This window comes from Nonomuraea sp. NPDC050404 (assembly GCF_040655495.1).
Lineage (GTDB): Bacteria > Actinomycetota > Actinomycetes > Streptosporangiales > Streptosporangiaceae > Nonomuraea.
The window spans coordinates 63,542-83,622 of record NZ_JBFAKB010000023.1 but is presented as its reverse complement, the minus strand read 5'-3'; the positions used below and the strand labels follow the sequence as shown (position 1 = coordinate 83,622).

General features: G+C 71.3%; 15 protein-coding genes. 4 read left to right on the top strand and 11 right to left on the bottom strand.

Translation table 11 applies throughout. The annotated features are described in order from the left end of the window. Window positions 1-247 precede the first annotated feature (247 nt). The 5 genes from AB0I81_RS45770 to AB0I81_RS45750 all read right to left on the bottom strand — a co-directional run bounded on the left by AB0I81_RS45770 (window position 248) and on the right by AB0I81_RS45750 (window position 6,452). Window positions 248-1,264: an NAD-dependent epimerase/dehydratase family protein gene (locus tag AB0I81_RS45770; protein ID WP_360671689.1), complete on the bottom strand. Its 1,017-nt coding sequence runs from the start codon at window positions 1,262-1,264 to the stop codon at window positions 248-250. A gap of 4 nt (window positions 1,265-1,268) precedes the next feature. Continuing rightward, window positions 1,269-3,515: a bifunctional SulP family inorganic anion transporter/carbonic anhydrase gene (locus AB0I81_RS45765; RefSeq protein WP_360671686.1), complete on the bottom strand. Its 2,247-nt coding sequence runs from the start codon at window positions 3,513-3,515 to the stop codon at window positions 1,269-1,271. A gap of 78 nt (window positions 3,516-3,593) precedes the next feature. Next, on the bottom strand, window positions 3,594-5,210 hold the full coding sequence (locus AB0I81_RS45760) for a hypothetical protein (protein ID WP_360671684.1): 1,617 nt from the start codon (window positions 5,208-5,210) through the stop codon (window positions 3,594-3,596). A gap of 184 nt (window positions 5,211-5,394) precedes the next feature. Further along, window positions 5,395-5,913, bottom strand: a complete 519-nt coding sequence (locus AB0I81_RS45755) for a YbhB/YbcL family Raf kinase inhibitor-like protein (RefSeq protein WP_360671682.1) — start codon at window positions 5,911-5,913, stop codon at window positions 5,395-5,397. A gap of 416 nt (window positions 5,914-6,329) precedes the next feature. Continuing rightward, a complete protein-coding gene (locus AB0I81_RS45750) occupies window positions 6,330-6,452 on the bottom strand; it encodes a hypothetical protein (RefSeq protein WP_360671680.1) in 123 nt (40 codons plus the stop codon). 74 nt (window positions 6,453-6,526) lie between these two features. Between AB0I81_RS45750 and AB0I81_RS45745 the strand changes: the two genes are divergently transcribed. Next, a complete protein-coding gene (locus tag AB0I81_RS45745) occupies window positions 6,527-7,048 on the top strand; it encodes a PH domain-containing protein (protein WP_360671677.1) in 522 nt (173 codons plus the stop codon). 266 nt (window positions 7,049-7,314) lie between these two features. After that, the gene (locus AB0I81_RS45740; protein ID WP_360671674.1) at window positions 7,315-8,778 is read left to right on the top strand and encodes a PH domain-containing protein; all 1,464 of its coding nucleotides are present in this window, start codon (window positions 7,315-7,317) and stop codon (window positions 8,776-8,778) included. A gap of 246 nt (window positions 8,779-9,024) precedes the next feature. On the opposite strand, the gene sepH is transcribed toward AB0I81_RS45740, so the two are convergent. Further along, entirely contained in the window at window positions 9,025-11,979 is a 2,955-nt protein-coding gene (gene sepH / locus AB0I81_RS45735; RefSeq protein WP_360671671.1) for a septation protein SepH, read from the bottom strand. Between the two features lie 160 nt (window positions 11,980-12,139). Continuing rightward, window positions 12,140-13,216, bottom strand: a complete 1,077-nt coding sequence (locus AB0I81_RS45730) for a S8 family serine peptidase (RefSeq protein WP_360671668.1) — start codon at window positions 13,214-13,216, stop codon at window positions 12,140-12,142. 113 nt (window positions 13,217-13,329) lie between these two features. On the opposite strand from AB0I81_RS45730, the gene AB0I81_RS45725 reads away from it, so the two are divergent. Continuing rightward, window positions 13,330-14,262: a hypothetical protein gene (locus AB0I81_RS45725; RefSeq protein WP_360671666.1), complete on the top strand. Its 933-nt coding sequence runs from the start codon at window positions 13,330-13,332 to the stop codon at window positions 14,260-14,262. A gap of 201 nt (window positions 14,263-14,463) precedes the next feature. On the opposite strand, the gene AB0I81_RS45720 is transcribed toward AB0I81_RS45725, so the two are convergent. The 3 genes from AB0I81_RS45720 to AB0I81_RS45710 are packed head-to-tail and all read right to left on the bottom strand — an operon-like array spanning window position 14,464 to window position 17,788. After that, on the bottom strand, window positions 14,464-15,762 hold the full coding sequence (locus tag AB0I81_RS45720; protein ID WP_360671663.1) for a D-arabinono-1,4-lactone oxidase: 1,299 nt from the start codon (window positions 15,760-15,762) through the stop codon (window positions 14,464-14,466). A 49-nt stretch (window positions 15,763-15,811) separates the two neighbouring features. Then, window positions 15,812-16,531: a polysaccharide deacetylase family protein gene (locus AB0I81_RS45715; protein WP_360671660.1), complete on the bottom strand. Its 720-nt coding sequence runs from the start codon at window positions 16,529-16,531 to the stop codon at window positions 15,812-15,814. Between the two features lie 54 nt (window positions 16,532-16,585). Next, window positions 16,586-17,788: an MFS transporter gene (locus AB0I81_RS45710; RefSeq protein WP_360671657.1), complete on the bottom strand. Its 1,203-nt coding sequence runs from the start codon at window positions 17,786-17,788 to the stop codon at window positions 16,586-16,588. Between the two features lie 92 nt (window positions 17,789-17,880). Between AB0I81_RS45710 and AB0I81_RS45705 the strand changes: the two genes are divergently transcribed. After that, a complete protein-coding gene (locus tag AB0I81_RS45705; protein WP_360671654.1) occupies window positions 17,881-19,077 on the top strand; it encodes a lytic transglycosylase domain-containing protein in 1,197 nt (398 codons plus the stop codon). Window positions 19,078-19,081: 4 nt separating this feature from the next. On the opposite strand, the gene AB0I81_RS45700 is transcribed toward AB0I81_RS45705, so the two are convergent. Further along, entirely contained in the window at window positions 19,082-20,032 is a 951-nt protein-coding gene (locus tag AB0I81_RS45700; RefSeq protein ID WP_360671651.1) for a ferrochelatase, read from the bottom strand. Window positions 20,033-20,081 lie beyond the last annotated feature (49 nt).

Below are 20,081 nucleotides of genomic sequence, written 5' to 3'. Positions count from 1 at the left end.
CCGGCCGCGGGCGCCTCCGCCCCTCCGGCCCCTGGGAGTCAGGACCGGCGTCGCGAGGAGCGCCATGGGCACCTGGAGAACCTCGCTGGCACCGCGACCCTAACCCCGCCCGAACCGGTCGTTCTGCGGAGGAATACGCACAACGCGGAGATTACGCCGAACCGAGGTCACGCCGAACCGAGGTCACGCCGAACCGAGGTCACGCCGAACCGAGGTCACGCCGAACCGAGGTCACGCCGAACCGAGGTCACGCCGAACGGGACTCCCAGGCCGCGAGAATGGCCTCCTCCTTCTCGGCGGCCATCCCGTGCCGCCGCCCCTCCTGCCCGTAATGGCGCTTGTCCTCCGGGATCTCCCGCAACCAGGCCCAGGTATCGCGTACGGTCTCCGCCACCGGCCGCGTACGCAGCCCCGCGGCCCGCACCCTGTCCGTCGGCACACTCCAGAAGTTGGTCGTGATGTCCGACGGAGGGCTCCACAGCGGCAACTCCACGAACGCGCCGGCCCCCTGCTCCACCAGGAACGAGTCCTCCACCCAGACGAACTCGGCGTCCGACCCCGTCGCCTCCTTGCACAGCTCCAGCCACTCGCCGTAGGTCGTGTTGCCCGCGGGAGCCGTCACCAGGAACCGGTCGGATGTGCCGCGCTCGCCCTGATCGAGGGTGAAGGCCGCGACGTCGCGCACGTCAACGAGCTGCATCGGCTGGCCGGGATCGCCGGGCGCGAGCACCTTGCCGCCGCGCGAGATCCTGGTCAGCCACCACGGCAGCCTGGCCACATTTTCGTGCGGGCCCAGGATCAGGCCGGGCCGCACGATCAGCACGTTGCCGTCGAAGCCCTGCTCGACCGCCCGCTCGCAGCCCGCCTTCAGCACCCCGTAGTCACCGTCGTCGGGGCCCGCGTCAGGCTCGCAAGGGGAGCCGGGCGACTCTTCTGTGGCCGGCGCGGCGGGGAAGCCGTCCACGGCCGAGACGCTGGACACGAACGCGTACGTCGCGGCCCGGCCGGACAACGCCCGCGCCGACTCGCCCACGACCCGCGGCACATATCCGCACGAGTCGACCACCAGATCCCACGTCCGGCCCTCGGCCAGCCGCGTCAGGTCGGCGGCCACCTCCCGGTCGCCGCGCACCGCCTCCACCCCGGGCACGTCGGCCCCGCTGCGCCCCCTGTTGAACGTCGTGACCTCATGCCCCCGGGCCAGCGCCGCCCGCACGACCGCGCGGCCCAGGAACTCCGTACCACCGATGACCAGAACTTTCATGCCTTCATTCTTCGCCCGCGACGACCGTGCGATCGAACGTCTTCACGCAGAGCGTAGGACGCAACGGCGGCACCATGTGCACCCGCGCCGAGCCGATGTCGAAGTACAACCCGACCAGCTCCAGTTTTCCCGCCCGCACCTGCTCGTCCACCTTGCGGTAGGTCCGCAGGTTCTCCAGCTGCTGCTGGACGTTGACCCGGCACAACACGTCCAGCGCCCCGCCGTGCAGCCGGTCGCCCTCCGTCTCGATGAACGTGGCCAGGCTGTGGTCCCCGTGCCGCAGCCACCTGCGCAGCCCCGGCAGGCTGCCCGCCTGCACCCCGCCGCTCAGCACGCCCGCCATCGCCCCGCAGCCCGAGTGCCCGCACACCGTGATGGTGTTCACGCCCAGCACCTGCGTGGCGTACTCGATCGCCGCCACCACCGAGTCGTCGTTCGGCTCGGCGCCCTTGCGCGGCACCAGGTTCCCGATGTTGCGCACCGTGAACAGGTCGCCGGGGCCGCTCGCCGTGATCAGGCTGGGCATGATCCTTGAGTCGGCGCAGGTGATGAACAGGTGCGAGGGCTGCTGCTTGCGGGCGAGCTCGGTGAAGATGGGCCGTACGAGCGGCGCCGTGTGCCGGTGATACTCGCGCGCCCCCGTCGTGAGCAGGCACTCCGTCGGGCCGGGCGGGCCCTGCGCCGTCTCCGGGTCCAGCCGCACGGCCTGGCGCCGCCGCTGCGCCCACGGCAGCCACCAGCGGTCCGGCGCCTTCGGCGGCGACTTCGCCGGGAACATGCGCGCCCCGCTGGCCGCCAGCGCGTACCACTCGTCGTGCAGCTCGTCGATGACGACCGTGCCGCCCATGCGTTCGTGGTCCAGCCGCCAGGAGTGGATGGCCTCGAACGCGCCGTTGTCCATGAAGTCGATGTTCAGGTCCAGGTCCACGGCCGTGGCCGCCGGGATCGTACGCAGCTCGTGCGTCAGCCGCGGCACCCCCAGGAACGTCAGCGACCCCGAGATCGTCACGTGCAGCCGCCCCTCGCGGTCCTCCCGCTTGAGCACCGTCACCCAGGTCAGGCGGCGCAGCGCGAGCAGCGCGGCCAGGGCCAGCCCCGCCAGCACCCCCTCGGCCAGCCCGAGCAGGATCACCGCGGCCATCGTCACCACGTACACCGGCACCTCGCCGTGCCCGTGCACCTTCCTGATGTGGCCCAGGTTCACCATCTGCACGCCGATGAACACCAGCAGCGCCGCCAGCGCCTCCAGCGGGATCAGCGTGATCGCCCAGCCGAACCCCATCGCGAACACCAGCACCCACACCCCGTGCAGGATCGACGACCAGCGGGTACGCGCCCCGGCCTGCACGTTCGTGGTGCTGCGCACGATCACCCCGGCCACCGGCAGTCCGCCGAGCGCGCCGCTGACCATGTTCGCCACGCCCTGACCGGTCAGCTCCTGGTCCAGGTCCACCCGCCGGCCGCCGTGCATGCGGTCCACCGACACCGCGCACAGCAGCGACTCGCACCCGGCCAGCAGCGCCACCAGCAGCACCGAGGCCACCACCAGATGCCAGTCGCCCTGCGGCAGCACGGGGAAGGCCCACGCGGTGAAGTCGCCCGACAGGTCCACCCGCGTGACGTCCCAGCCGAACATCCACGCCGTGACCGCCGCCACGCCCAGCGCCACCAGCGGCGCCGGAACCACCCTGACCCGCTTGGGGAGCCGCGTCCACAACACCAGCACGGTGATCGTGAGTATGCCGACGGCGACCTTGTGCCCGTGCAGCCCGGCGATCTGCCCGGGCAGCTCCACCAGGTTGGCTATGGCCGAGCGCTGCGAGCTGCCGCCGAGCACGATGTGGAGCTGGGCGAGTGCGATGATCACGCCGACGGCCGCCAGCATGCCGTGGATCACGGCCGGCGACACCGCCAGCGCCGCCCTGGCCGCCTTGAACACCCCGAGCAGGAGCTGTACGGCCCCGGCCAGCAGGGTGATCATGCAGGTGGCGCGCCATCCGTACGTGTGCACGAGGTCCACCACCACCAGGGACAGCCCGGCGGCCGGGCCGCTCACCTGAACGGCCGAGCCGCCCAGCGCGCCCGCCACCAGGCCGCCCACCACGGCGGCGATCAGCCCGGCGGCCAGCGGAGCGCCTGAGGCCATCGCGATGCCCAGGGAGAGGGGCACCGCGACGAGGAAAACCACGAGCGAGGCTGGCACATCATGCCGGAGGGTGCTCAACCAGCTACTCTGCGTGTCGCGGAACATGGTGCAAACCCTATTGCTCCGTCGACCCTGCTTTAGGGGGGTGTCACGCGGGTTTTACGTATTAATGGGAGCTGAAGATCAACGGTAGTAGTCGTGCGGGAAGTCCTGCTCCGGAGCGCGGCGGTGGCTGCCGCTCTGGGGCTGCGGCTGCTCGCCGTACGCCGCCTGCGCGGGCCAGCCGCCCTGGGCGCCGTTGCCGGGCGCCGGAGGCGCGGGCCAGGCCGCCGCGGCGGCGGGGCTGGTCGTGATGTCGCCCGTCTCGTACGCGCCCGCCGCGAACGGCGAGGCGGCCTGCTGCGGCGGTGTGGGGGCCGACAGCACGTCGTAGTTCGAGACCGCCCGGCCGGGCACCGTCGGGGTGCCCGAGGCGGGGGAGGGGCCCGCCAGCGGGTCGGAGTCGTCGGCCACGGCCCAGCCGGAGCTGACCTCGTAGGAGGAGGGGTAGGAGCCGCGCGCCGCGGGCTGCTCGAACGCCGGCCACGAGGTCGCCCCGCTGTAGGGGGCGGCGGCGGGGGCCGGGTCGTCGAAGATGTCGGGTGAGGCGGGCCAGGAGCCCGACGTGGTCGCGGCGGGCTGGTTGTTCCAGGACGTCCCGAGAGGGTCGGACGCGCCGCCGCCGTAGGCGGGGAACGGATCGCTCGTCGGGGCGGGGTGCGCGGCGGTGGGGGCGGCGGGGAAGTTGCCGCTGGAGGTCGGGCTCACCGCCGGGAAGGACCCACTGCCGTTCGCGGCGGGGGTGGCGGGGAAGGAGCCGCTGTCCTGGGCGGCCGGGGTACGGGAGCGCGAGCCCTTCCTACGGGAGGAACGGGACGGCGTGTGTGATCCGTTGCCGGAGACCCCGTTGTTGTTGTTGGAGACCCCGTTGTTGGAGGACAGGGAGGCGGGCGACGGCTCGGGGCGCGTGGGTGCGGGCACCGGCTGGGCACCGGGGCCGAGGATGCTCATCACGTCGCCGGGCGTCGGCGCCGCGAACGTCATGGTGCGCTGGTCGGCCAGCTCGGACTGACTGGGAGCGCGCTTCTGCGGCTCGACCAGGTCGGCGAGGTTGGCCGACGCGGCGGCGGGCTGGCGCTGCGGCAGGGGGCCCTGGATGGTGGTCGCGTCGGGGTCCACGGCGGCCGCGGCCGCGGGCTGCGGCTTGGCGGAGCGGTCGGACCGCTTGGCGGGACGCTCGGACGTGCGCTCGCCCTGACGGCCGGAGGTGCGCTCCGAGCGGCGCCCGGACTGGCGCTCCGCCTGGCGCGCGGCCTCGCCGGTGTGCTCGCGCTCGGCGGGACGTTCGCGCTCGACGGGCCTGGAGGCGCCCTTCCTGGCCGCCACGGTGCCGCCGGCGCCGAAGTTGCCCTCCTCCGCGTCACTGCGGATGTTGGCCCAGAATGCCTCGTCATCGTCGTCGGTGGCCCGGCCGCCGCCCCACTCGTCAACGCCACGCTTGCCACGCTGACCGGTGCGGACCGGCTTCTGCTTCACCTCGTCGATGGGGCTGAAGTCAGGGCTGAAATTCCGCATCCGAGGCTCGTGGGACGCGAACTCGTCCGTGGAACGAGTCTGCGTCTTCTCCTCTTTCTCAGCCATCTCTTTCAGCCGCTCCGGAGGAAGCGAGCTCTCCCTGCGGCTCATCGAACGCATGCCCAGTGCCACGACGACGAGCACGAGGAGCACGACAGCGACCAAGCTCACTACGACCGCGATCATTGCACCACCCTCAAAGCCATGGCCTCCCTCTGGCACCGATGAGATCGCGCGGCCATTGACGCGATCTGCCCCCTTTGATCACCAGTGCCTAACAATTGGATCTGATTGTGTCGGACCAGTATGAGAGTTGTCACACCCTACGTGAAGAATTGGTACACCGGTACTACATGTCGTGTTCGGCTGCTCACTCGATGTTCACCGCCGTGAGGCGACCGCGGGCTATGGTCTGCTCTGCGATCTTCTTCAAGACCTCGGGGAGCGCGGAGGTTCCCTTGAGGCCGACCTTGCCCTTCAACGTGTAGACCGTGAACCGGTAACTGGCCTGATTCTGGCAGGGGGGCTCGTAGCCCGCCTTTCCACTGGTCACCGTCGCCTGGCCGGAGCCCGCTGGGGGGTCGGCGGTGGCGTTGGGGCCCAGCTCGGTCGTGGTGGCCGGGATGTCATAGAGCACCCAGTGCACGGCCGATTCTGACGACGTGTGGCTGTCGACCACGATGGCGATCGACTTGGCCTCGGACAACGGCTGGCGGGACCAGCGCAGCGGCGGGCTGCCCTGGCCGCCCTTGCAGGAGTATTCGTTCGGCAGGGGCTTGCCCTCGCGCAGCTCAGGGCTGGTCACGTTCATCTCGGCGATGTCCTGCGCCTGAGACCTGCCGATGAAGCTGAGACTGCCGCAACCCGACAAGGTGAACGCGACAGCCACCGCTGTCACGCTGACAGCGGAGCGTCGCATGCGTGATGCCGCGTTACACAGCCCCATGCCGGATGATGCTACGCGGCCTTCGGCGGTGCGCAGACCGTTTCTCGATGGTCGGTGGTCGGTAAAGGATCCGAAAAGCGCCGGAATGATGGTATCCGCGTAGTGAGGTTGGCCACACGAATCTCTCCTGTCACAGGCTGGACACCGGGTTGCGTCCGTACCCGGGAAGGCTCGTCGGCCTGCTGCTACGCGGGGTCGCGAGCGGATGGGGCCCCCATGCGCGAAGATCCCGGCGAAACGGACATAGGTTTCGGTCGCGGCGGAGCCGCAAAAACCAGGTGCGCCAGATCGTGGCAGAGGGTAACGGGATGCGGACGGCGGCTGCCACGTCGCGTGAGGGCGCTCGCGCTGTGGTGCGGTCACACGCTGGGCCGGGCCTGGCTGGCCACGAACGTGGCGCCGCCGACGTGGCCAAGCTCGACAGCCTGCGGCCGGCCGCCACCGAGCATGGCACCGGGCCCGAGCACGGGCACGGCAGACACGCCGGGGCGATCGGCGGATCTTTACCGGCCCGCTGGCAGATCTCCCGCCGGGTTCGCGCCATAAGCTGAACCTTGTGACGTCAACAGGCCCGCTGCGCGATCCGGCGAACCGCGTCTCGCCCAAGGCGATCCGGTTGTGGCTGCTGGAGTCCCTGATCGCACTTGTCTTCTTCCTCGGCGGCTCGCTGCTGGTGTCGTGGTGGCTCGACGGCAGCCAGTGGTGGTGGGTGCCGGGGTGGTTGTCCAGGGACTCGTGGTTGCTGCCCGTCGTGGTCATGGTGGTGACGGTGCCGTTCCTGGTGGCCGAGCCGTTCGTACGGTACTTCGTGCATCGCTGGGAGCTGTCAGGGGACGTGATCTTCGCCCGGTCGGGGTTCCTGACCAGGGAGTGGGTGTTCGTGCCCGTGAGCCGCATTCAGACGGTCGACAAGGGGCAGGGGTGGTTCGAGCGGCTGCTGGGACTGGCCACTCTGGAGATCCGCACGGCGTCGCACGCCGGGTCCTCGACGATCAAGGGACTCGACTACCGGGTGGCGGCCGGGCTGGCCGAGCAGTTGGCCCGCCGGGCGGAAGAACTCAGAGACGACGCGACATGACCGACCCCCGCCCCGACGAACCCACCCCCTCCGAACAACAGCCCAGCGCCCCCACCGGGCCTTCCGGGCCGCCGTCCGATGGCTCCGCGCCCTCTACGCCTTCGGGGTCCGACGGCTCCGCGCCCTCCCAGTCCGGCGACCACACGCCGTCCCCTACGGGCTGGGCGCCGCCCGCGCCACCACCGCCGCCTCACTCCGGGCCTGGGCCAGTGCCCCCCGCCGGAGGGGGGCCGCCTTTCCCCGGGGGAGGGCCGGGTTTCGCGCGGGTGCCGCAGCGGCTCAGCCCCAAGGTGCTGCTGATCGATCCGGTACGCATGCTGCCCTCCCTCCTGCTCCCCCTGGCCGGAGTCCTGTTCGTGGGCGACTTCTCGCCCAGGTCGTACGCGTACGCGGCCGTCGGGGTCTTCGCCGCCGTGGTGTTCGCGATCATCAGATGGGCCACCTTCACCTACGTGATCGTCGGCGACAGCCTGGAGACCAGGCGCTCGCTGATCAGCCGCTCCGTCCGTACCATCCCGCTCGAACGCATCCGCGGCGTCGACCTGTCCACCCCGCCCATGCACCGGCTGCTCGGCCTGACCGTGCTCAAGATCGACACGGGGGCCGGCGGCGGGGAGGAAGAGGCCAAGCTCGCCGGGATCTCCCTGGAGGAGGCCGAACGGCTCAAGTCGGTGCTCCTGCGCCGCACCGCCGAACCGGAGCCGCACGTCCCCGACGCCGCGACGCCCGCCGGGCCCAGGGAGCGGCCGATCATGAGCGTGCCGCGCAAGTGGCTGCTGTACGGGCCGCTGTCGGGCGCGTACCTGCTCACCCCCTTCGCCTTCGCCGGCGGCGCGGTGGGGCTGGCGTTCCAGTGGGGCGACGATCTCGGGCTCAGCCAGGACGACGCCTTGAGCGCGGGGGAGTGGCTCTGGGAGCACCCCTACCTGCTGCTGGGCGTGGCCGCGCTGCTGGTCCTGGCGATGCCGATCGCGGGCGGGCTGATGTACGCGATCTTCAACTGGAACTTCGTGCTCAAACGCCGCGACGGCTACCTCGTGGCCGAGCGCGGGCTGATCAACCGGCGCAGCGTGTCGCTGGAGTCGCAGCGCGTACGCGGCTACGAGATCGTGGACGGCCTGGCCGAGCGGTGGGCCAAGGTCGCCCGCGTGTGGGCCATCGTGACCGGGCTCGGCGACTCCGAGACGCGCGGGCAACTCCTGCCCGGCGTGCCGCGCGAGATCGCCTTCCAGGTCACCCGCGACGCCATCGGACCCTACGGCGCCGCCCTGCGCCCCCACCCGCCGGTCGCACGGCAGCGCCGCCTGTTCCGCGCCATCTTCCCCTGGCTCGTCCTGGCCGCCGCGAGCGTCCTTGGCCTCTGGGTCACCGGTTCGGTGTTCTGGTGGGTCCTGCTGGTGCTGGCGCTGCTGCTGGCGGCCGTCGGGGTGCCGCTCGGGCTCGACAGGTACGCCTCACTCGGGCACGGCTACGACGGGGCACGCCTGGCGGTGCGGTCGGGGTCGCTGCGGCGTGCTCAGGCCGTGGTCGAACGGCGGGCCGTGGTGGGGTGGCGGCTGCGGCAGACGTGGTTCCAGCGGCGGGCGGGGGTGCTCACGCTGATCGCCGGCGTCGGGGCGGGCCAGGGAGGCTACTCGGCGATCGACGTCTCCGAGGCTCAGGGGGTGGACTTCGCCGCCGAGGTCACACCGGAGTGGCTGGCGCCGTTCCTGGAGCCCGGCGAATCCTGACGCGGCTGTACTACTGATGACGGGGCCGTATCGATGGCACGGTCGTATCGATGGCACGGTCGTATCGATGGCACGGTCGTATCGATGGTGCGGCCGTACTGATGGTGCGGCCGTACTGATGGTGCGGCCGTGCTGATCGCGCGGTAATGCTCATGGCGCGGTGATGCTGATCGCGCGGTGATGCTCATGGCGCGGTCGTGCTTGGAACACGCCTGATAACGCCGTCCGTACTGGGCGTGACGGTGGTCAGTCCTGGCGGCGGGCGCCGAACATGATCTCGTCCCACGTCGGTACGGACGCCCGGCGGCCCCTCGAACCCTTCCGCGACGGGCGCGCGGCCGGAGCGGGCGGGGGCGACGGGACCGGCACGGCCGGCTCATCCTTGTCCTCACCCTTGCCCGCCCGCGCCGCCGGCACCGCGGGGCCCGGCTTCGGCTTGGGCGCAGGAGGCTTGCTCTCCTGGGGTGGCGCGGGCTTCGGCTTGGGTGCGGGCGGCTTGCTCTCCTGAACGGGCTCAGCGACCGGCTCAGGCTCGGCCTGCGCCGCCTCCTCCTCGACAACAACCGGCGCCTCAACAGCAACCGGCTCCTCGACAACCGGTTCCTCAACGGCGACCGGCGGCTCAACAGTCACCGGCTCCTTAACGGCGACCGGCTCCTCAACGGCTGCGGGCGCCTCAACAGCCACCGGCTCCTCGGCAGCGGCTACCTCCTGGGTGGCGACCTTCTGGATGGCGGCCGGCTCCTCAGAGGCGACCGGCTCCTGGACGTCGGCCGACTTCTCGGCAGCGACCGGTTCCTCGGAAACGGCCGGCTTCTCAGGGACGGCCAGATCCTCGGAGACAGCCGGCTTCTCGGGGACGGCCCGGTCCTCCGAGACGGTCGGCTTCTCGGGAGCAGTGGGTGCGGGCTCGGTAACGGGCGCCACGACCTTCGCGGCCGGGGGATCCATCGCCTCCCGCGGGGCCTCAGCTTCCCGCCGGGCCTGGGCCTCGGGCTGGGCCTCAGCCTCCCGCTGGGCTAGGGCCTCTGTCTGAACTTGGGCCTCTGTCTGAACTTGGGCCTCTGTCTGAGCTTGGGCCTCCAGCTGGGTCTGGGGCTCCGGCTGGGCCTGGGTGACGACTTCCACCCGGGGCTCTGTGACGGCTGCGGTCTTCTCAGCCGCTTCCGCAGGGGAGTCGGCCGAACTCACCGAGGTGATCGTCTCAGGCCCCGCGGTACGGCCGTCTGCGGCAACCGGAGCGTCGGCAGGCGCTTCCTCGACCAGGGAAACGGCGGCGGGAGCGTCCTGGGCTGCGTCTATGACCGGGGACACGTTCGCCTGCGCGGGCGAGTCGGGCGCTGTCGTTTCCGTCTTCGCGACCGGGTCCGGAGCTGCTGCCTCCACAGCCGTCCCCGGCGTGGTGACCGTCTCAGAGACGGACCGCTCCGTGGGCGCGGCGGGCTCAGCGGCCGGCGCGGCTGCGGATGTGACCGGCTCGGCGACCGGCGCGGTCGTCGATGCGACCGGCTCACTCACCGGCGCGGTCGTGGATGCGACCGGCTCAGCGCCCTGCGAAGCGGTCGGCTGAGCCTGCGCAGGGGGCGCGGTCTGCGCGATGGGCTGTTGGGCTTCCGGCTGAGTCTGCGCCGGAGAAGCATGCTGGGCCTGCGCCGGAGGAGAATGCTGGGTTTGCGCCGGAGGAGCATCCTGAGCAGGAGCGATCGGCGTCTCCGTGCGCGCGGCAACCGGGGGAGCCTCCGGAGCGGAGGGCTGAGCGTGCTGTGCCTGAGCGGCGGCCTCCGGGCGCTGGGGCTGGGCTGCGTCGGTGGGGTGTTCCTGGGCCGGCCGGTGGTCGGCGGGCTGGGGCGCCGGACGTGGGTCCGGGCGGGAGGAGGGCGGCGTGGCGGGAGCGTAGATGGACTCGCTGTCACGCCCCGAGCTGAAGTCGGGCAGCCACGGCGAAGACCCGCCACGGCGCGACGAGGTGTCGCCGGGGCGGGCGTAGCCGGTTTCGCGGGCGGGCGGCTCGGGCCGGAAGGGCTCGCGGGAAGGCGGCTCCTGACGGTGACCGGGATCCTGGCGAGGACCGGAGTCCGGACGAGAACCGGCGTCCTGACGGTGGCCGGGGTCCTGGCGGAAACCGTCCTGGCGGTGGCTGGAGTCCTGGCGCGGGCCGGGATCCTGACGGTGACCGGGATCCTGGCGAGAGCCGGAGTCCTGGCGGAAGCTGTCCTGACGGGTGCTCGGCTCCTGGCGGAAGCCGTCCGGGCGAGGACCGGAGTCCTGGCGAGGGCCGGAGTCCTGGCGGAAGCCGTCCTGGCGAGGCCCTGGCTCCTGGCGGTATGCGGCCGGGTCCTGGCGGTAACCGGTCGCATCCTGGCGGTAGCCGGTTGTGTCCTGGCGTGGGCCGGGGTCGCGGTCGAAGGGGGCCTCGCGCGAAGGGGTGTCGGCCGGTCGCGTGTAGGCGGTCTCCGAGGACCTGGGCGGCGGGTTGTAGCCGACGGCCGGCTCCTCGGGCTCGCCCCGTACCACTGAAGGGAACGGCAGCGGATCGGAGGACAGCGGCGGCACCGGCTGCAGCTTGGCCACCCGCGGCGCGAACGGCGTCACCGTGGTGTCCTCCACCACGGCGGGCTCGGGATCGAAGTCGGCGGCCGACAGGCGCATCGCCTCGTCGTCGTGCGGAGTCACGTGCCGCTTGCGCGGGTCGAAGAGCCATTCGGCGTGGCGGGTGTGACCGTTCCAGACGTAGCCGAGCTTGACCCGCCACAGGCCGTCGTCGCGCTTGGCGGAATCCCAGTCGATCTCGTCGGTGGGCACGCCGCGCCTGGTCAGCCGCTCGGCGACGAGTTCGCCGAGGGTGGGCCCCGGTGCGGACTCGCCCGGCATGCGTACGGCCACGCGTTGCGCCTGCTGAGCGACATACTCCCGCTCCTGCAGCACCGGCCCCTCGAACCAGCGGACACGCTCGACCGGGATCCCGGCGGTCGCGGCGATCTCCTCCGCCGTCTCTCCGGCACGGATGCGGGCCTGGATCTCCTTGGGGCGCAACGGACTCTCCACTTCGATCTCGTACTGGCCGAGACGGGAGAAGTTGCCGCGGACGGCAGCACGGAGCCGGTCGTCCACGGGAAGCGTGAAGCGCGTACCCCGTCCGGCCGTTGCCAGCACGAGGTAGGTGCCGTCCTCACTCACCGCGACGAGTCGGAGCTCCTGCATGCGAGTCCCTTCGTCAGCGTCGCCATTCTTCCCCCGGACCCTTGAGTCTCTCGCGTGTTCCGGTTGCCTGCCAGCACCGTACCCGGCATGTCCGAACATCGCCTTCCTGGGATAGCCCCGGGGCGATGTGACGCCGGTCACATTTGTGGGGTCCATCCCTCTAGAGCCCGCCGTTGCGTATCTGGAGGTTAGATGGCCTCGACGGGTTCTGGCGAATCGCGTGCCGGGTGTTCCCGCAGCCGAGCGTGGCGGCCAGGGCCGCAGGGCCGGCGTTCGGGTGGAGCTCCAGGTGGCGGGCGGCGGCTCCGGCGAGGTGCGGGGGGTGCGCCGAGAAGGTCCGGCCGTCCGGCGCCGCATGACAGCTTCCGCCGCCGTCCGCGCCGTCCGCGAAGCCCTCGCCCGCGCGGCCCTTGCTCACGAGGCCGCCGCCCGCGAGGCCCCCGTTCGCGCCGCCCGCGAGGCCGCCGGCCGTGAAGCCGCCGCCCGCGAAGCTGCCACTCGCGCTGACCACGAACACGCCGGAGCGCACCAGCGACCGGGCGGCCCTGGCGAGCGCAGGGGAGCCGGTGCCGTCGATCGACAGGTTCGCCACGGAAGGGCCGCGCGCGTGCCTGCGGATCCAGTCCAGACCCGCGAGTACGTCCGACAGCGCGCCGGAGCCCTCGCAGCCGAGCACCCGTACGGAGGCGATGCCGGCCTTCGGCGCGACGGCGTGGGCCTGGGCGGCGACCCGCGTGCCGTGGCCGCCGCAGTCGCGCCCGGTGCCGCCGGTGGCGTCGAAGGCGCGCCAGGCCCGGTCGCCGAACTCGGCCCTGCCGGGCTCGATGCCACTGTCCACGACGTACACGGTGGTGCCCGCGCCCGCGCCCTTGTCCCGTGTGGCGGCCGGCCGGGGCGGTTTGCCGGTGGTCACGGGGCGGATCACGCGGTCCGGCTCGATCGCGCGTACCCGTGGGTCGGAACGCAGTTCGGTCAGCTCGCCAGGGGTGAGAAATGTGGCGAAACCGGGCAGGGTCGCGGTGTAGTACCGGCGTACGCGCCAGCGCACCTCACCGACGAGCTCACGGGCGGCGACCCGGTCACGGGCGGTGACGATGTAGGGCCGGGTGGATTCGGTCGGCGCGGGGTGCAGGGCGAATCCTGAGGCGGGCGTCATGGCCAGAGGGACGGCGGTCGTGGCGGCCGTTGCCACGGCCGCGGCGAGGTAAACGGAGGGCAGGCCGAGTCGTCGGGGCACGAGCTACAAGGGTGCCTGTCACGCAGGTCACAGGAACAACAGGACACGCAGTCGCGTCTATTCACGAGACAGCTCTTTACCGAAGGCATGGCCAGAGAGGACTGATCCGGGGCATGAGCGGCGGGCAGCGGAAATTCGAGCTGAGTTTGCCGCAGATCCTCGGCGGCGCGCTGTCGGCGGTGACGGCCGCCGTCGCCGCGTCCTATCTCGGCGTGGCCGGCACGGTGATCGGGGCGGCGGTGGTCAGCGTCGCCAGCACCGTCGCCACGGCCGTGTACACGCACTATCTCGCGCTTACAGGCGAGCGGGTCAAGCAACACGCGCCGCGCAGGCCCCGGCGGGAGGGCGAGGAAAACCGCGCCGGGGAGACGCCCGACGCGGACGCCGGGCAGACACCCGGCGAAGGGGCCTGGGAGAAGCCCGGCGAGGCGGCTTGGGAGAAGCCCGGCGAGGAGCAGGGGTCGGCGGCCGATGGAGAGCTGACGGGCGATGGAGAGCTGACGGCCGATGGAGAGCTGACGGGTGGCGGGGAGTCCACGCTCGTCATGCCGCCCGTACGCGGCCGCGGGCCCTCCTGGATCAAGCTCGGCGCGGCGGCGGCCATCGTGTTCGGGGTCAGCATGGGCAGCATCCTGGTCTACCAGGCGATCGCCCAGCAGACCGTGCACGAGCAGGTCACCGGCAAGACGCCCGCGAAGGCCCAGCGCGAGGAGGGACGCCCCGCGCCCAGCCGGGAGGAGCAGGAGAACGGGCCGCCGGCGGACCCGATCCCGCAGAACTCCACACAGGAGCCGCAGACGCCGGAGCCGAGCGTGACGCCCACGCCGACCAGGACCCCGGCCGCGCGACCCACCCCGACGCCGACTCCGACAGCAACGCCGACGCCGACGGACGAGGTGAAGCCGTCGGAGGAGGCCACGGACTCGCCGCCCCCGCAGGAGGACCAGCAGCCCGGCGATACGGAGGAGCCACCGCCGACCACCACCGAGCCCACGCCTCCGCCGATGTCCACGGAGGGCCGGGAGGAACTGGGCGGCACGCCCTGAGCCGGTGAGCACCACCGAGCCCACACCTCCGCCGGTGTCCACTGAGGGCCGGTGTCCACTGAGGGCCGGGTCCACTGAGGGCCGGTGTCCACTGAGGGCCGGTGTCCACTGAGGGCCGGTGTCCACTGAGGGCCGGGAGGAATCGGGCGGCACACCCCGAACCGGCGTCCATCGGCCCGGCACCCTCTCCTGAGCCGGCGGTTACCGGCCGAGCACCCTGTCCAGGTGGTCGTTGGTGAACAGGCGGTCCGGGTCGAGCCGGTCGCGCAAAGTCAGGAAGTCCTCGAAGCGGGGATAGACCTTGGCCAGGTAACCGGCGTCCCGGGTGTGCAGCTTGCCCCAGTGGGGACGCCCGTCCAGCCGGGTCATGATCTCCTCGACGCCCTCGAAGTAGGCGGGGTTGGGCGTCGGACGGTAGACGTGGCAGGCGACGTACCCGGTGGGCCGCCCGTACGCCGTGGACAACCACGCGTCCGAAGGCGGCGTCACCCGCACCTCCACGGGAAAGGTGATCTTCCAGTCCATCCGCTCGATCAGGTCGCGGGTCTCGCGCAGGGCCTGGGCCAGGCGGTCGCGCGGCACCGCGTACTCCATCTCCAGGAAGCGCACGTCCCGCCGTGAGGTGAACACCTTGTACGAGGCGTCCACCGACTCCGACTCCCCGAGCGCCACCGCGCTGATCCCGTTGATCCGCGGGATCAGGCCGGGTAGCCGGCCCCCGAGCGCGCAGACGGCCCCGAACAGCGTGTTCTCCAGGAACACGGTGTCCAGCCAGTGACGCGCCGCCGCGGGCGGCCGGGCCGGCCCCGCGGTCCTGTTGTTGGTCTTGAGCAGGCACGTCTCGGTGTGCGGCAGCCAGAAGAAGTCCAGGTGCTCGTTGGCGCCGGTCAGCTCATCCAGTGAGCCGAGCACCTCGCCGTGCCCGAGCGTGCGCCGCCGGTTGTGCAGCAGGAACGCGGGCTCCACCCGGAAGGTCACGGCCGTCAGCACGCCGAGCGCGCCCAGCCCCACCCGGGCGGCGTCGAACAGGTCCTCGCCGGGCCCGGCGGTGGCGACGGAGCCGTCCGCGAGCACCATCTCCAGCTCGGCGACCTGGTCGGCGAGGCCGCCGCTGTCACGTCCCGTGCCGTGGGTGCCGGTCTGGATGGCGCCGGCGACCGTCTGCTCGGTGATGTCGCCCATGTTCGCCAGGGCCAGGCCGCGTCCGGCGAGCAGTTCGTTGAGCGCCCGCAGCGGGGTGCCGGCCATGACGGTGACGCGGTCGTCCGCCCAGGACCTGACGCCGGTCAGCGCGCCGGGGCGGAGCATGATGCCGTCGGTGAGGGCCACTCCGGTGAAGGAGTGGCCCGTGCCGATCATGCGGATCCGCCGTCCTGCGGCGGCGGCGTCGCGAACGGCGCGTACGACGTCCTCGACGCAGGCCGGGGTACGCACCTCGGCCGGGGTGCCCGTCTGGTTACGCGCCCAGTTCCTGAAGGTCACAGGTGGGGGAGTTCGCACCTACGGGCACCCCTCTAGTGCATCGTTCACGGTTGATCGTGAACGATACTCAGTTCTCCCAGCCCTCGGGAACGGGGAAGATGTCGCCGGGCTCGAGGTTCTCGCTCTTGATGATGTCGGAGACGGTCACCAGGTGGTAGCCCTTGTTCTGCAGGGTCTTGATGAGCGAGGGCATGCCGTCCACCGTCTGCTTCACCCAGTCGTGCATGAGGATGATGCCGTTCTGCTGGGCCACGGCCAGGGTCTGCTTCTGGATGGCCTCGACGTTCTTGGAGCTCCAGTCCTTGGAACCGGCGGTCCAGAGGATCATCGGCATGTCGAACTGGGCGGCGATGTCGGCGACCTTCATGTCGGCCATCCCGTACGGCGGGCGCAGCAGCTTGGGCACGACGCCGGCCGCCTTCTTCACCTCGTCCTGGGTTTTCTGGATCTCGCTCTTGATGGTCGCCGGCCCGCTCTTGGTGAAGTCGGGGTGGCTGTAACTGTGGTTGCCGAGTTCGTGGCCCTCGGCGGCCATGCGCTTGACGTAGGCGGGGCGGCTCTTCACGTATTGGCCCTCAAGGAAGAACGTCGCCTTCGCGTTGTGCTTCTTGAGCGTGTCGAGCAGCGTTCCCGCGTACTTGCCCGGCCCGTCGTCAAAGGTCAGCGCGAGGCACTTGACCTGTGCGCAGTCAACGGCCTCCTTCTTCGGAGCGGCGAAGGCGGGCGCCGGTGCGAGGGTGACGCAAACAGCCGCGATTGCCAGAAGTGAACTGATTTGTCGGGACATAGCTAAAGCTTCCAATGTGATGGGTGTTGCGAGGGATCTCCCGACCGTAGCGGATCAAGTCTCCGAGGGTGAAGGAGCCGCCGGAAGTCTCAGCAAACCCGAACCTCCGATGCCCACGATCACCGCGGCGAACGCCGCGCACACCGAGAAGCCGTACGCGCTGGAGGCCCCGTACGTCTCGGTGAGGTGCCCGCCGGCCCACGACCCGAGCGCCACCCCGAGCCCGATCGCGGTCGAGATCCACGCCATGCCCTCGGTGAGCAGGGACGGCGGCACCATCCGCTCGGTGAGCGAGAAGCACGTGATGAGCGTCGGCGAGATGGCGAAGCCGGCCAGGAACATCGCCGCCGCCATGAGCCACGGGACGTCGATGAACATGATCGGCACCAGCCCCACTGAGAACAGGGCCAGCGCCCGCACGAACCGCGCGCGCAGCGAGATCCGCCAGATCCGCGAGCCGAACCAGAGCCCCGACACCATCGACCCGCCCGCGAAGGAGGCCAGCAGGAAGCCCGCGGCCCACTTGATCCCGTGCTCGTCGGCGAAGGCCACCGTGATCAGGTCCACGGAGCCGAAGATCGCGCCCAGCGCCAGGGAGACGCAGGCCAGCAGGGCGATGCCGGGAATCAGGATGGGCGAGCCGGAGGTCGTCCTGACCGCCTGGACGGGCGGCTGGGTGGCGCGCTGGGAGGCCAGCACGAGGGAGCCGGACAACATGCAGGCCAGCGCCACGATCAGGCCGGTGTACGGGTTCACGGCGGTGGCGAGCACCGTGACCAGGGCGGGCCCGGTCACGAAGCAGACCTCGTCGACCACCGACTCGAACGCGAACGCGGCGTGCAGCCTGCCGGAGCCGCCGTACAGGGCCGACCAGCGGGCCCGTACCATCGAGCCGATCGACAACGAGGTGGCGCCGACGACCAGGCCCGCGGCGTACAACGTCCATTCGGGCAGTTCGGAGCCGGCCAGGAGCATGAGGGCCGTCAGCGCGAGCGCGTTGAGCACGGCGATCGGCGCGATCACGCGGCCCTGCCCGAACCTGTCGGCGAGCCGGCCCGACATCGGCGCGGCCACGGCGAAGGCCAGGTTGGAGACGGCCGCGACGGCGCCGGCGGTGGCGAAGTTGTCGGACAGCGTGGAGATCAGCAGGATGATGCCCACGCCGAGCATGGACATCGGCATCCGCCCGATGAATCCGGCCAGCACGAACGCCTTGGCGCCGGGCCTCTCGAACAACCCCTTGTAAGGCCCGACCACCTAGTTTCCCCCTTACTCAAACCAGCTAACCATTGCGTACGTATGTCCCAATGGCAAGTGATTTACGGCTGGCGTGAGTTAACGTGTCCCAAGTGTCCGGTCTTCCCTCGCTTCGCGCGGTCATGCTCATGGTCATCGCCGTGCTCGTCGTCACCGTGGCGACCGGCGGCGTCATCGTGATGCTGGACGAAGACCTGGTCAGGTCCACGCAGGAGCCGGTACGCAGCCGTACCCCGCAACCGGAGGCCCCGCAGCAGTCCGCCGCGCCCCGACTGGACCAGATCGTGCCCACGGCCGAGCCGGTCAAGGACTTCGGCGAGGGCGGCCCCGGCGTCACCGCGACGCCGCCGCGCGTGCTCGCGGTCGCCGCCGGCACCGTGCCCAAGGAGCTCAAGCTCAAGCTGGCCGGGCTCGCCCACGTGCAGAAGGCCACCGTCGTGGACGCGGGCGCGGTCAAGGTCTCGGGCACCGGCCTGAACCTGCTGGCCGTGGACCCGGCCGCCTTCCGCTCCTGGACCCCGCAGCCCGTCGCCGACCAGCCGGCCGTGTGGAGCGCGCTGGCCAGGGGCGAACTGGTGGCCGACGCGGGCGCGATGCGCAAGTTCGGGATGATCCTGGGCGCCATGTACCAGGTGGACGGCGGCCCCAGGCTCCGCGTCGCGGCCTCGGCCTCGCTCGGGCTGCAGGGTGTGGACGGGCTGATCAGCGCGGACCTGGGCAGGTCGCTGGGGTTCGCGCAGGGCGTCGCGGTGCTGCTGCACGGCAAGGAGGGCAAGATCAGCGCGTCGGGCGTACGCAAGCTGCTCGGCGAGAACACCCAGGTCGTCCTGCTCGACTCCGCCGCCCGCAAGGCCACGTCCGAGCAGCCCAAGCAGCAGCAGGAGCCGCAGCAGGTCAACGTCGGCAGGCCGGGCAGCTACCTGGAGCTCTACAAGGCCGCCGCCACCCGCTGCCCCGGGCTGTCATGGACGGTGCTGGCCGCGATCGGGCAGGTGGAGAGCAGCCACGGCCGCAACAACGGGCCGTCCAGCGCGGGGGCGCTCGGGCCCATGCAGTTCATGCCCGCCACCTGGAAACACTACGGCGTGGACGGCGACGGGGACGGCAAGAAGGACATCTGGAGCCCGTACGACGCCGTGCCGGGCGCGGCCAACTACCTGTGCGCCAACAAGGCCGGGCAGGGTGGCGAACGGCTGCGCAAGGCGGTCTGGTTCTACAACCACTCGTGGAGCTACGTGAACAAGGTTCTGTCGATCGCGGAGGCGTACGCGCGCACGTACGCCTCCTGAAGACCTACGCCTGGGGGCGCCTGCGCGGCGGCGGGCAGCAGGTGAGCGGGCAGGGCGCCGGCTCGGGCTCCTCCATCAGCTCGCGCACCATCCGCACGAAGCTCGGATGCGTGCCCGCGGTCGCCGCCCGCTCCATCGGCAGGCCGATCTCCGCCGCCACCGCCCTGGCCTCGGTGTCGAGGTCGTAGACGATCTCCATGTGGTCGGAGACGAAGCCGATCGGGACCAGCACCACGGACCGGGCGTCGGTCTTGCGCAGGAAGTCGCAGACGTCCGGCTCCAGCCACGGCACCTGCGGCGGCCCGCTGCGCGACTGCCACACCAGGTCCCACGGCCCGGTGCGGCCCAGTGCCTGATTGACCAGCTCGGCGCTCCTGCGCAACTGCTCCTCGTACAGGCCGCCGGCCGGACCGGCGGTCTCGGCCATGGAGACCGGGATGCTGTGGGCGGTGAACACCAGCCTGGCGTCGTCGCGGCCGAGCCGCTCCAGCGCCGCCCCGGTGTGGTCGGCCATCGCGGCCACGAAGCCGGGATGCTCGCCGTAGTGGCGCATCTTGACCAGCTCGGGGCCGCCGTCGATCGAGATGCGCGCGATGTCCTCGTAGTATTGCCGGCAGCTGGAGTAGCCCGCGAACGCCGACGTCGCGAACACCGCCGCCTTGCGCACCCCGTCTGCCGCCATCCGGCGCACGGTGTCCTCGCCGAACGGGTGCCAGTTGCGGTTGCCCCAGTAGACCGGCACCCCGGCCACCGGCACGAGCGCCTCGACCAGGTCGCGGTTCTGCTGGTTGATCGGGCTGACCCCGCCGAAGCCCTGGTAGTGCTCGGCCACTTCGAGCAGCCGCTCGCGCGGCACACCCCGGCCGCGCACCACGTTCTCCAGGAACGGCATCACGTCGTCGGGCCCCTCAGGACCACCGAACGACAAGACGAGCAAGGCGTCGTAAGTTCCCACGTGACAACCCTATGGGGGAGTGTCGGTGGTCACTCCCGCGAGGTAGGTT